This is a genomic window from Bacillus sp. ES1-5, from assembly GCF_022487605.1.
In the GTDB taxonomy this organism is placed as follows: Bacteria; Bacillota; Bacilli; order Bacillales; family Bacillaceae_G; genus Bacillus_A; species Bacillus_A wiedmannii.
This window is the reverse complement of sequence record NZ_JAKVPU010000003.1, coordinates 122,666-135,992: the sequence shown is the minus strand read 5'-3', so window position 1 is coordinate 135,992 and position 13,327 is coordinate 122,666. Positions and strand designations below refer to the sequence as shown.

General features: G+C 30.8%; 11 protein-coding genes and 4 pseudogenes. 8 read left to right on the top strand and 7 right to left on the bottom strand.

Annotated features, from left to right (window positions below; all coding sequences use genetic code 11):
* Positions 1-28: 28 nt before the first annotated feature.
* The 3 genes and pseudogenes from MKO96_RS13010 to MKO96_RS13000 all read left to right on the top strand — a co-directional run.
* Positions 29-532, top strand: a pseudogene (locus MKO96_RS13010) (DinB/UmuC family translesion DNA polymerase); the annotation flags it as partial.
* Complete coding sequence (locus MKO96_RS13005) at positions 529-870, top strand: YolD-like family protein (protein ID WP_240587651.1); 342 nt, start codon at positions 529-531, stop codon at positions 868-870. The pseudogene MKO96_RS13010 and the gene MKO96_RS13005, both read left to right, overlap by 4 nt.
* Before the next feature lie 48 nt (positions 871-918).
* A complete protein-coding gene (locus tag MKO96_RS13000) occupies positions 919-1,293 on the top strand; it encodes a hypothetical protein (protein WP_240587650.1) in 375 nt (124 codons plus the stop codon).
* A 95-nt stretch (positions 1,294-1,388) separates the two neighbouring features.
* Here MKO96_RS13000 and MKO96_RS12995 read toward each other — a convergent pair whose 3' ends face one another.
* The 3 genes from MKO96_RS12995 to MKO96_RS12985 are packed head-to-tail and all read right to left on the bottom strand — an operon-like array spanning position 1,389 to position 3,676.
* A complete protein-coding gene (locus MKO96_RS12995; RefSeq protein WP_240587649.1) occupies positions 1,389-2,408 on the bottom strand; it encodes a hypothetical protein in 1,020 nt (339 codons plus the stop codon).
* On the bottom strand, positions 2,409-3,149 hold the full coding sequence (locus MKO96_RS12990) for a hypothetical protein (RefSeq protein ID WP_240587648.1): 741 nt from the start codon (positions 3,147-3,149) through the stop codon (positions 2,409-2,411).
* Positions 3,146-3,676, bottom strand: coding sequence for a hypothetical protein (locus MKO96_RS12985; protein ID WP_240587647.1), 531 nt, complete (start codon positions 3,674-3,676; stop codon positions 3,146-3,148). Before MKO96_RS12985 ends, MKO96_RS12990 begins: the two co-directional genes overlap by 4 nt.
* A 668-nt stretch (positions 3,677-4,344) precedes the next feature.
* Here MKO96_RS12985 and MKO96_RS12980 point away from each other — a divergent pair.
* Positions 4,345-4,437, top strand: a pseudogene (locus MKO96_RS12980) (recombinase family protein); the annotation flags it as partial.
* 422 nt (positions 4,438-4,859) lie between these two features.
* On the opposite strand, the gene MKO96_RS12975 reads toward MKO96_RS12980, so the two are convergent.
* A complete protein-coding gene (locus tag MKO96_RS12975) occupies positions 4,860-5,492 on the bottom strand; it encodes a hypothetical protein (RefSeq protein ID WP_240587646.1) in 633 nt (210 codons plus the stop codon).
* A 946-nt stretch (positions 5,493-6,438) separates the two neighbouring features.
* Between MKO96_RS12975 and MKO96_RS12970 the strand changes: the two genes are divergently transcribed.
* Positions 6,439-7,857 carry a right-handed parallel beta-helix repeat-containing protein gene (locus MKO96_RS12970; protein ID WP_240587913.1) on the top strand — a complete coding sequence of 473 codons (1,419 nt, stop codon included), beginning with the start codon at positions 6,439-6,441 and terminating at the stop codon, positions 7,855-7,857.
* A gap of 143 nt (positions 7,858-8,000) precedes the next feature.
* On the opposite strand, the gene MKO96_RS12965 is transcribed toward MKO96_RS12970, so the two are convergent.
* On the bottom strand, positions 8,001-8,129 hold the full coding sequence (locus tag MKO96_RS12965) for a Phr family secreted Rap phosphatase inhibitor (RefSeq protein WP_200900946.1): 129 nt from the start codon (positions 8,127-8,129) through the stop codon (positions 8,001-8,003).
* Positions 8,126-9,238: a response regulator aspartate phosphatase gene (locus MKO96_RS12960; protein ID WP_240587645.1), complete on the bottom strand. Its 1,113-nt coding sequence runs from the start codon at positions 9,236-9,238 to the stop codon at positions 8,126-8,128. Before MKO96_RS12960 ends, MKO96_RS12965 begins: the two co-directional genes overlap by 4 nt.
* A gap of 499 nt (positions 9,239-9,737) precedes the next feature.
* Here MKO96_RS12960 and MKO96_RS12955 point away from each other — a divergent pair, with 499 nt between their 5' ends.
* The 3 genes and pseudogenes from MKO96_RS12955 to MKO96_RS12945 form a co-directional block, all read left to right on the top strand.
* Complete coding sequence (locus MKO96_RS12955) at positions 9,738-10,079, top strand: hypothetical protein (RefSeq protein WP_240587644.1); 342 nt, start codon at positions 9,738-9,740, stop codon at positions 10,077-10,079.
* A gap of 269 nt (positions 10,080-10,348) precedes the next feature.
* Positions 10,349-11,470, top strand: a complete 1,122-nt coding sequence (tnpB, locus tag MKO96_RS12950; RefSeq protein ID WP_240587643.1) for an IS200/IS605 family element RNA-guided endonuclease TnpB — start codon at positions 10,349-10,351, stop codon at positions 11,468-11,470.
* Between the two features lie 267 nt (positions 11,471-11,737).
* Positions 11,738-12,067: pseudogene (locus tag MKO96_RS12945) on the top strand (DUF5123 domain-containing protein); the annotation flags it as partial.
* 796 nt (positions 12,068-12,863) lie between these two features.
* Here the strand turns inward: MKO96_RS12945 and MKO96_RS12940 are convergent.
* Positions 12,864-13,269, bottom strand: a pseudogene (locus MKO96_RS12940) (GTP pyrophosphokinase).
* Positions 13,270-13,327: the final 58 nt, after the last annotated feature.

Sequence of the window (13,327 nt, the reverse complement as noted above, 5' to 3'; positions counted from 1 at the left end):
TTTTGTCATTGAGTTGTAAAACTTAATAATTTGTTCAACAACTTCTATTGAAAAAAGCCAAATTCTAATGCGTGACTATACAATAGAAGAATTCCCAATTGTTCTACTGGAACATATTGAAGAAGTTTGTTATCGCCTTAGAAGACAAAACAAACTTGCTCAAACTATTCATTTTTCTGTCGGTTATAGCAAGAGTTATACAGGTGGTATTAGGAAAACACATACTTTAAACCGTCCAACAAATCTAACGATGGATATTTATCATATATGTACATACTTTTTACATCAACAATATACTGGCGAACCCATTCGCAGCATAAACATTTCCTTAACAAACCTAATTCAAGAAGGGGAAGAACAAATCTCTCTTTTTGATAATGTCTCGAAACGAGAACAAGAAGTGAAGTTAACAAAAGTAATGGATGAAATACGCACAAAATTTGGGAAGAACAGTATTTTACGAGGGATTTCCTACACGCATAGCGCTACAACCAGACACAGAAATACACTAATAGGAGGCCACAGATTATGAATAACGCTAATATGCCAAAAGGAAGAGGAATGGTGAAATTCACTCCGTTTACCGCAATTCCTGAACAGTTTGCTGGGATACGTGAAATCATCAAGGAGAAAAACAAAGTAACTCGGCCGATCTTAACAGATGAAGAAAAAGAACTAATTGAGAACATGTTATTATGTTCCTTATTATCTGAAGAAGAAATACTAATTACATATTATGAGAATGGTTATTTGCTCTCTAGCTATATGACTGTTGTTGATATTGATCCCTCAAATAGTGCTGTTATATGTACCGATTCATTTTATAACAGGATGAAACTGCAATTTTATAATATAATAGATGCAAAATAGAATATATTTACGTAAGCACATTTAAACCATTATAAAGGAGTGTAAACAATGCAAGAGGCTCAAATAAGAAAGAGTGCAGCAGGAGCAATTATTCATAACGATATAAATGACTATCCCTATTTAAATATACCAATGATTATTAATGAAAAAGATGGAATGATTTATGAAGTTCTAGGTGCTGGTTTTCACACTAATGATGCTGTAGCAATAATAACTACGGATGATTTTGCTACAACCAGGGTAACTGCGCCGATTATAACAGTAAAAAACAATGATGGTAGTATTCAATTATATCGCTTACCTTTAGAACTAGAACATTGGGTACTTTCTTGTATGCGTGCTGCTTCAGTAGAAAAAAATCCGTTTCCGTGTAAAGTTGCTTTTGGGATCATTGACACTAAATTTTATGTAGAATTAAAATAATAAAAAAGGTAGAAAGACATTCCTTCTACCTTTTTTCACTCTTTACTTTACTGATAAATAAACAATCCTTCCAATTGATTAAGTAAACATAATTATCAACTATGCTCTTGTTCACATGAGACTTCTACCAAAAATGATTCAAGATCTTTCAATGAAATATTATTTTTTTCAACAATTGATTTAATCACATCAATCCCAATTTTCTTTGAAAATTTGGGATTATCTTCTTTGATAAAGCTATCAGATTCATTCTTATACAATTGTTTTAACCTAAGGATTAAGTAACCATATAAATACAATAACAAAAAAGTGGCTTTATCCATGCTATCCATTATTCTTAATTTTAATGAGGCATTACAACTTATTACAACAGTAGAATTTTCATTAACCATACAAGTAATATCTACATCTGTGTCTCTAACTCTAAGTGTTATCTTTTTTAGTTCTCCACCATTACTTATAAATGCTTTGGTCGCTATTAGTTCTGTTGTCTGATAAGATGCTCCTGTAAAAACATTGGCGTCATCAGTTACATTACCTACAAAACCACTAATATTTTCTAATTTCGTGTCATCGTTTAAAATTCCATCACGTTCCGTATAAACATAAAATAACCAATTAAACATATCAGGTTCAAGAGAGTATTCAGTATTTATGAGGGAAATATTGTGTTCACCAATCAGCGTTTTAAATCTACTAATGTTGTAATCATTTGACGTAATAATAAGTACATATACTTTATTTCCTTTTTCAAAAAACAATGACTCAACATCTAAATCATTTACTCTTTCAGCCTTTGGTAGGAAATCTCCAAAACTATCTTTTCGCTTTTTCTTTGAGTACTCTAAATTAGCGATTGCCTTCTGATAAAAAATAATTTCCTCTGTAGAATTATTTTCACCGTTAATTTTAGGTAATTTCATTTCTTCTAATTGGCCTATCTCTTTCCACGAATAAATGAAATTTTTTTCAGACTCACACATACGAGCAACCTGATCTACATCTTTTTTCACATGAGATAGTAACTCCCTATGTTGTCTTCTGAACACTTCATCCAAAGAAGATAAGCTATTAATATCATTTAGTAAAAAAATATTAGAATATATTTTTGCCATCTAATTACCTCCTTCACATTCAATATTCAACTCTTTCATATTAGAATCACATAATGCACTACTTATTTTGCTTCCTACGACTGACGTGAGTTTAAAATCTATATGCGCAGTATCTCTTTTAACTCGCTTCGGAAGAATAACTATACTCTCTGTCATTATAAAAGGTTTCATAGAAAGTCCACCTAAACGGTAGTTTTCTAAAATACTAATACAAATTGCCTGTTTCTCATTGACTCTAGTACTCGCTTTTTCATTAAGCCATTCTTGGTCATTTACCAAAGTTACATCAATTATCTGCGGATTAAAGAAAATCTCTATCTGCAATCCTAATAGTTTTAATATAAACATTGAAATTTTACCAGCCGGGGCAATTTTTAGTTCAATATCAACTTGTTCTTCTACGTACTCTCCGCCTACTGGTTTAAATTTGATTAATTCTTTATTTCTATTATTGACTTTAAAGTTTATATCCACTGTCAAACGCTCAAAATATCTTTTAATACCCCATAATAAAGTTTTATAAAGCAAACCAAGTAATAATTGTATAACGCCAACAACAGCAGCAATAATAGCGCTCAATATAACCTTTTGTGTTGTAGGATCAGAATATCCATGTCGATTTAGAAAATCATATAAGATATTTGAATTATTTGAAGAAATAATAGCAGTAACAAATGTTATTATAAAAGTTACAATAATTTTTATACCTGATTTTATGAATTCATAGAAAGCTTTTTTCATGTGTCAATTACCTTTAGTCCAAAATTTAGAGTATCAATAAATTTTAGTAATTCGGAATACTCAGACTCCGTTAGCCCGTCGTCTATTCCAATTACTCCATTTTTCTGAAGAACTATTTTTCTTTTACTATCATTTGTAATAAATGTAACTTCTTTTATATTAAATCCGTATCTACAGACTACATCCTCAACGCTTTCCGAGGACAATTCATCATATTCCTCTAAATACAAACTATTATTGTCTTCAACAAATAAGCAGTCTGCCATTTCCATATGAAAAAAATCAATATAGTTTAAAATAGCGAGGAACTTTTGATTTGTAACAAATAATTGTTGGATAGATCTGCTCTGGTACTCCCTGAATGTTACACTATTATTAAGCAACTGGTTAAATGAATCAGGATTATATTTTATTGCAAAAGAGTTTGGGTAATTCCCTTTTACATAATCATAATTTTGCATATCAAGTAAGTTGCAAAAAGATTCTTTCTTCATTTCCCTTTGTCTTAATATCTTGTAGAATTGCATACTATCCCTCCTCACCTTTTAATTTCCTATAATGATTATATACTGTAAACGTTTAGTGCATTTGGATTAAATGATCTAAAACCAAATTTTCCTTACTAATCTTAGTACCTTTAAATTTTTCACTTTTTTTGAGTTTATATACCCACTATATATCGTTCTTGATATAATTACCATTTTTTCTGTTTAAATAACCCAAAAACCCCTAAAAGCAGATCGTATTAAGCTCCTTTACATATTTAAACACATATACTTGTATATAATAATTCTATCATGAAATGATTCATAAAAATTGTAAATTTTCATTTTAAGATTTAAGAAAATAATGAAATCCTTTTCTAACCCTTTATCCATTTTATTATATTATAAGGAATTAATAATGTTATTAACATCCTGAGAAACAGCTAATATACGGATTCCTTTTTCGTCCCAAAAGGTACAACTTTTAAAAATAAGAAAAACGACTAAAAATCACACGTCAAAAGGTATAAAAAATACTTTTGGGATACTTCAAAAACCAAAAGTACCTTTTGGTGTATTATTGTTATAATTTAGGTTAACTAGATTGGACAATATTATAATTCTTACTTTTAAAAGAAGTTGTTATTTTGTGAGTACAAAAAATTAGACTATATTCGAGTTTCCAGTAATGATGAGAACGAAGAAGAAAAATAAAAGAACCATTCATTATTGTGACTTATAACGGTAATGCCACAAATACTGTCATTCAGAGCACTATCCAAAAGGCAACCGCACACACTTTATAATCCTCTACTCAGTTTGATACAGATTAAACTTTTTCTAATTTATCAAAAATGAATTATAACCTCTCTACCTCTGTATAACAGAGCCTACTTTGTATTTAAGATCTTTCGATTCTTCCATTTCTTCAGAATCTACAAGTTCTTATTCTAATTCCTTATTGAACTAATCTACTCCATTATTGGAAGAAGAATTTTTAGACACTACAGAAATGACTTTAATATCCCTGCACAGATACAATACTTTAATGTATTTTAACTATGTTCCTTTCCAAACATGAAATACATAAAACGTGCTCAATAAATAATTATAATTATTAACATGAAAAAGGCGTATCTTATTTATTAGATACGCCTTTTCACTATTTTTCTATACAACTACCAAATAATAATTTTATCTACTTTAAGAGATTTATAATTACATATTATCTATTTTTTATAAGATTTATTAAGCCAATAGTGTTTCCTTCATCTACTTTATGATTAGTAACTCTTTGTAATTCCTGAATCGTTCTTAATTCATCTATTTTTCGTTCATTATGTCTTTCTTGCTCAAATATATTCACGCAATCTTTATAGTTATCTGCTCTATAATTAGAGAGGTAATTCTCAAACCTACTAATTGCATATGGATAACGATAATCTACAGGTATCTTTAATATATCTAATTGTTCTACTAATTGTTTCTCAGCTAGTATTAGATTCGTCAATGTATGATTATTTTTTTCAACTCTTTTCTTTATTTGTATCCTATTTAATCTATAAATTACCTCGGTATACAATCTTGCCCCTAAATATATTGAACCACCAAAACTGATCCATACAAATATAAATCGTATTATTACAAAATACTCTGGAATTATACTAAAAACTAATGCAAAGGGAATAAAAGCTATAAATATAAATACTATACTTAAGATAATATTTAAGAAGTTTGGAAGTTGATCTAGATCAAAATATGGACTACTTAATCTATAGTATTCTTTCCTAACATTATACAAGTTTCCTACTAAAGGTTTCCCCTCACAAATATTATTGAAACATATTTCTCTTTCCATAGATGCACCTCTTATACAATTAATAATTATATATATTATATAATATCAATGTTTTATTACTATTACATACTAAATAGACTACGCTGGGTATCTCCTCTTACATATTAACTGTTTTTATTGATACAAGTCATAAATCGTAAATTTTGACTATACGGTTGAAAAGGAATGCTATAAAATGAATAAAGATGATGATTAAAAATCAAGCAATATTTTCACTTAATTTTCCCATCTCTATTCCCTACATAATTCAAAAACAGTGCCATGTTAGCTCCTATAAATATTGCAGCAAGTCCTATAATAATCAAACCAATAATGTTTATAATAAAAAATAAACATTATGTTATTTTTATATACTTATTATTTATGTTACAATTTAATAGTTGTTAAATTAAGTAAAATCATTGCATTTTACTTTCTAAATAATTTATAATAAAAACCGATAGAGATAAAATTCAGCGGAGTTCTTTTCTGTTTCACCTCCGTAATTACACAAATTAAAAGAACAGGCACGTATTTAGCGAAGTTCTTACCCATTCACCTTCGTAATGATATAAATTTAAAGAATGGCGATTAAATTTTTATGTTCTACTACAGAGCACAAAAAACTGCCTCCCAATTGTTAGATATGTCTAACAATTGGGAGGCAGTTTTTTTCTATTAAGAACTACAAATACTCTTTGTACAAAAAAATCAATGACTAAGAAACTCTTAATGATTCAAGGTTGGCTTATTTAGAGATGTCTTTTCTATTTCCTTATATTGAGATTCACCATGTAATGTCATTCTTGAGTCAATAAAGACTTCCACAAATTGAGTATACCGTGGTAGTTGATGTCTCTTGATCCATAATACATTACTGAGTCTTTTTTTATTAGTACAAGATATAAATCGTCAGTTTGAATTATATAGTTGAGAAGGAATGCTAATAAAAAGGAGGAAGAAAATGATGAACTATCAAGAAATATTTCCCTCATTAAAAAAATCTCTTTTTATCTTCATGTTTTCTCTCAGTATGTTAATTTTCACACTTCCAGTACCAGCCTTTGCACAATCCAATAACAATATAAATTCTGTTACAAATTACTATGTATCTCCAACAGGTAACGACCTCAATCCCGGTACAATAGATCAACCTTTTGCTACCATTCAAAAAGCTGCTAACGTTGCTAAAGAAGGAAGTACAATCTACATACGAGGCGGGATTTATAACCAAAAAGTTCGTGTCACTCATTCTGGAATCTCGGGAGCACCTATTACTTTTCAAAATTACCAGGATGAAAAAGTAATCCTCGATGGTTCCACAGTCAAGTTAGAGGATGATGGGTTATTTACAATAGAGGACAAAAATTATATTCAGGTAAAAGGATTAGAGTTTCGCAATTTAAAATCAGCAAAAGTGAACGAGACCCCTATTGGTATTTATATTACTGGAACAGGGAGTCATATCGAGATTAGAAATAATTATATCCATCACATTGAAGCAAATGTAAAGGATGGAAACGCACACGGCATTGCTGTCTATGGTACTTCATCCAGTGCACAAAATAACCTAAATCATATTGTCATCGATAATAACGAAGTAACAAATTTAAAATTAGGACTGAGTGAAGCAATTGCTGTGAATGGGAATGTAGATTCTTTTGAAGTTACTAATAACAAAGTACATGATAACAACAACATCGGAATTGTTCTGATAGGACATGAAGGTGTATCACAAGTAGCTTCTTTAGATCAAGCACGGAATGGAATTGTACGTAACAATATTGTCCATCATAATTCATCTATCAATAATACCAGTTATAATGAATATTCAGCTGATGGTATTTACGTGGATGGCGGGAAGGAAATTATTATTGAGCAAAATCAAAGCTATGAAAACGACCTTGGTATTGAGGTGGCAAGCGAACATGCAGGAAAAAGCGCAAGCCAAATTACCGTTAGAGACAATACGATATCCAAGAATATCATGAGTGGTATTGCAATTGGTGGATATGACAATCAGCAAGGATATGCTGAAAATAACATGATTACGAACAATGTAATTTATAAAAATGATACAAAACATCAAGAGAGTGGCCAAATAGAATTAAATTATGATACCCGTAATAATGTAATTACCAATAACCAAATCTATGCAAGTAATAGTCGTATCTTTATTAGCAATAATTTTAATAAAAACACTGGAAACAAGCTTGATTACAATCAATACTATGGTGAGTTCGATCAAAATAATGGCTTATGGCAATGGAAAAGAAAAACGTATAAAGGATTTTCACCTTATCAAGTAAGTATGAATCAAGAAGGAAATGAACAACATAGTGTATTTAGCAAATTACCCCCTTCTTTTAAATTAATTCCAAAATAAAACAAATGCACTAAAAATTCTCTATTTTTACCCAGTACCTCTCCCATGTAAAAGTTATACAAAAAACAAAAAGTTGTAGTTTCATTGAAACTACAACTTTTTATTTTCCAAACTCATTTCAATTAAATTATAACAAAGTACTATTAGTGATGATCTCCATCTGCAAATCTTGTAAACTCCGTATTATGTTGTTTTTCTACAAATGTTTGTACGCCCAAAGTTAAAGTTAACACCGTAATCATTCCCATTAAAATAGTCATTGTTTTCTTCATTTCAAGGCCTCCTTATCAACTGCTTTTTTTCTCGCCTGTGTACTTAAATAAAAATACTTACTAGCATTAGAGTGATTTTCTTCTTGATAAAACTTAATCGCTAACTCTTCCATAGACTCTTGCATATACATGTATAACTCTTCTCTCTCAAAATACTTAACTCCTTCTAATACTACTTTTTCAAGCTTTTCAGCAGTAGCATCTCTATTCAGCGCTTCTAAAATCATAAAACGATGCTGATATTCCTCAAGTTTCAATTCATTACAGATTTCCAACCCTTTTTTAATAAGGTCTCTTGCTATTTCATGTTCCTTAAGTTTATAATGCTCCTTTGCTTTAATAAGGATAGCTTTATAATGTTTAGGCTTCTTATCAACCACTTCAGAAAGATAACGAATTGCTAATTCAGAAAGATTTTGACTTGCATATAATAAACCAAAGTTGTGTCTAGCCATTAAAATATAATAGTCTTCATCGATTTTTTGAAATTGATTCATTGCGGCTGCAAAGTGTTCTTCAGCTAGTCCCCACTCCTTTAAATGGGTACAAGCCAAACCTAATAGATTTTCACAAAAAGCAATGTTTGTTTCACATCCATTAAATTTACGGTAAATCTCTTGTGCCTTACTTACATACTTAATCGCTAAAAGTCCTTGAAATATATCATAATAAAACGAACCTAATTTGTAATAGAATTCAGCCTTTTCCAATTCATCAGATATATTCTCCAAAAAAACTTTTGCCTTATCAAAATATTCGCTCGCTTCATTATATTTCCCTGTTACACTCCTATGAATAGCTTTAAAAAAATAATAATAATAAGATAATAGCTCATCCTCTGGCATTTCAAAAGACTCAATCTTTTCAAAGCTTTGTTCAGATAAGCTTACATTATCCACTAAATAACTATATCGAAACTCGAGGAGAGAATAATATAGTAATAACTTCTTAGTTTCTAATGAATCCCATTCATCCTCTTTTAATTCCTGGATCAGGCTATCAATTTGTTCTTTCATACGGTGTGCTTTAGAAATGTTTCTTGAACGAATTTCAACATACCAATTATTCAATAACTTTGTAACTTGTTCGCTACCTATAATTACAGACATATAAATCCCCCTCACCCATATTATGTATATCTATTTAATTCTACCAGAATATTCCGTCTATATGGATACCACCTTCAATTCTGACGTTTCTAAATAAAAGATTGATTATTCTGAATATATATTTAGCAAAATTAGAATAAATAATCCACGATTTAGGACCTCATTGCTAATTTAGTTACATATTTACTATCTATTGCTCGATATCCAAGTAAAAATACTCTAATAGCAGCAGAGTTAAATTTTATTTCAAACTCTTTCACTAATTTTTATATTTCCGCACCCTACCATTTTTCTACGGTACTATATAATGTGCTTTATTATGATACGGATGATTGTGTATTAAAGTTAAAATTCCCCTAAGTAAATCCAGGGATTTATTGGTATAATTAATACTGCACTTCATTTTATGTATTTACCAAGCAATATAGGGCTATGTTTTATTACATATAACACAACTACTTATTTAATATAAAAAATGATTAAACATAGGAGGTAAAATATGAAATATACATACGAATTTTATCGTGATGAACTTGGCGGATTGAGAATACGTTTGCCAAAGGAGATTTCTATAATTTCTCATTTTTTAGAAGATATTTTAGATGATGAAGCAGATGAGTATATACAGATTTTGGATAATGCAGTTGACCAAACAGTTCCGCAATATGAAATAGAAGGGAACGTAGCAGCAGTCTACATTGAACCTAATTATACCAGTGCTATTAACTTCTTTATGAGTGCCCCAAATAACCTATGTAAAATTGAGACCTCTGAATTTAGAAAACTACTTGTATTATGGAGAGATACAGTGGTAGCAGAGGGGAAAGATATAGAAGTATAAAAGAAAACCGCCTGAATAATGTGCACCCCAATTGTTAGACACGAACAACAATTGGAGGTGTACTTTTTTATCATTTTAGCCAAGAAGACTCCTTCCTCAAGGAGCGTGAAGGGTCACAGCCCAGTGAGTAGGTGGGAGATGAATTGGCTTCGAACAAGGGATGGCAGGAAGCCATCTTAATTGTTTGACATACAGAAAGTGTTACTTTACTATTTACCGAATGTATGTTTGGTGTATAATAGTTATATACCGAAATGGAGGTGAATGAAATGATGATTAATAAAGCCTATAAGTTTCGTATCTATCCAAATCAAACACAAGCAATTCTAATCAACAAAACGATTGGTTGTTCCCGCTTTGTATTCAATCATTTCCTATCCTTATGGGATCACACATACAAAGAGACAGGAAAAGGCTTGACTTATGGTACATGCTCTGCCAAACTCCCTGCCATGAAGAAAGAGTTTGTTTGGCTAAAAGAAGTGGATAGTATTGCGATTCAGTCGTCTGTTCGCAACCTTGCGGATGCTTATACGCGCTTTTTCAAAAAACAAAACAGCGCACCGTGCTTTAAATCAAAGAAAAACAACGTACAATCTTACACCACAAAACAAACAAATGAAAACATTGCCGTTGTAGGGAACAAAATAAAGTTGCCGAAACTAGGCCTTGTTCGATTTGCCAAAAGTCGTGAAGTAGAGGGACATATTGTAAATGCGACTGTTAGACGAAACCCTTCTGGCAGATATTTTGTGTCACTATTAGTTGAAACAGAAGTACAAGAACTTCCGAAAACACATTCTTACATTGGAATAGATGTAGGACTAAAAGATTTCGCTATTTTATCAGATGGAACACTCTATAAAAATCCGAAGTTTTTCCGATTATTAGAAGATAAGTTGGCGAAAGCACAGCGTCTTCTTTCTAGAAGAATGAAAGGATCTTCTCGCTGGAATAAACAGCGAGTAAAGGTAGCTAGAATTCATGAATACATATCAAATGCTAAAAAATATTACTTAGACAAAATCTCAACCGAAATCATCAAAAGCCACGATGTTATCGGTATAGAGGATTTGCAAATATCGAATATGTTAAAGAATCATAAGTTAGCAAAAGCAATTAGTGAGGTATCCTGGTCACAGTTTCGAACCATGTTGGAATATAAAGCAAAATGGTATGGCAAACAAGTCATTGTTGTATCGAAAACATTTGCTTCCAGCCAATTATGTTCTTGTTGTGGATATCAAAATAAAGACGTTAAAAATCTAAACTTACGTGAATGGGAATGTCCTTCTTGTCGTACACACCATGATAGGGATATTAACGCAAGTATCAATTTAAAGAATGAAGCGGTAAGGCTTCTAACCGCAAGGACTGCGGGGTTAGCCTAATCAATTAGAGTTCGATAGAACTCTTTACTTAGGAATCCCTCACTTCTAAACGAGGTGAAAGTGGGGGTAGTTCAAGGCTAAATTCTCACCAGAAGAAAAAGTAAAGGCAGTAAAAAATATTTAGATGGCAGTGACGGAGTGAACAGACTTGCGAGATCTATAAAGGTTCATCCGGGTGTACTCCAACAGTGGATTAAACAATATAAAGCGGTAGGGGAAAAAGCTTTTGAAAAACGCTATACAAGATATTCCCTTCAATATAAACTGGATGTATTTAATTATAATGATACAAAATATCAAGAGAGTGGCCAAATAGAATTAAATTACGATACCCGTAATAATGTAATTACCAATAACCAAATCTATGCAAGTAATAGTCGTATCTTTATTAGCAATAATTTTAGTAAAAACACAGGAAACAAGCTTGATTACAATCAATACTATGGTGAGTTCAATCAAAATAATGGCTTATGGCACTGGAAAAGAAAAACGTATAAAGGATTTCCAACTTATCAAGCAAGTATGAGTCAAGAAGGAAATGAACAACATAGTGTATTTTGCAAATTGTCTCCTTCATTCAAACTTATTTTAAAATGAAGCGAGTTTACTAAAATGACTTTATCTTAGCACACTTCAAATCCCCTCCCCTATAATGGCAAGGATGAATTAAAAATTGCAGTTTCAATTGAAACTGCAATTTTTCCCTGCTTATAAAAACTCTGTATTTATTCTTTAAGTACATAGGCCTATCTATAATTATATTAGTAAGCTGTGGCCAATTTCTCTTAATATTAAGTCCTATTACCTCCGGAGAAATTAATCTATTATTAATTCAGTAACAATTATATTAAAAATATAATCCTTTATTATTAGTATTTCTTTTTATATTTAATAGAGATAAATATCATGACTGTTAACCACCATATTTATGATACTATATATAATAATACAATTAATAAAATGGAGGTCTACAACATGAAAAACATAAAGGAATTCCTCAACAAACCATTTATTAAATACCCATTAGCTATCATTTCAGCTATAGCTATAATAAAAACAGGCCATGATTTAGGTTCCTTTATCATAAAATTTAAACATATTTAAATCGTAAAAAGGAAATTGATTTTTTTAACAAATGGTCCATTTCCTTTTTATATTTTATCGCACCTTTTTTCAAAACATATTAAAAAATCATTTACATATTCCTGAATTGACGCTTTAAGGCTTATAATAAGAGATGATATTCTAGACTCCTTTAGAATATCGTCTCTTATTTTTTTATTTTACAGCAACCAGAAAATTGTTCTTACATGCCTTAAAACTTTTGAAAGAAGGAGTTTCTTTAAACAACTAGTATTATAAGAAATTGTCACTAAAGAAGCTGCTGTTTCTTTTATTCCCCTAAAAACTGAATCGCTTTGCTATACTTCTCCAATCGTTTTAGGTCTTTATCTGTTATCCTAGCAAGTCTTGAGCGATCAGAATTATGTTTTAAGTCTGCAAGTTTAACTGTACGGGCGAGAGAATTTTCTTTCACTCTGCTGAGATACTCAAAATAAGGTGTGTATTTCTCTTTTGTCAGTACCTGCACTGCCTCAACTACGTTATGAGGTATATCAGCATTTAATAAATTAGCAGCTGTTATCTCAGTATCTTCAAGAACATCATGCAAATAAGCACCGTATTTACAAAGCTAGCAACTGTCTCAAGGTGTTTGATATAGTCCATACCAGCTGTATCTACTTGTCCAGCATGGGCTTCTTAGCTATCTCATGAGCTATTTTTATAAAAGATGCCATCCTCTCTGTATATTTCTACAAAAAGTATAGCGTTTTTGATTATAGGGGGCACCATACA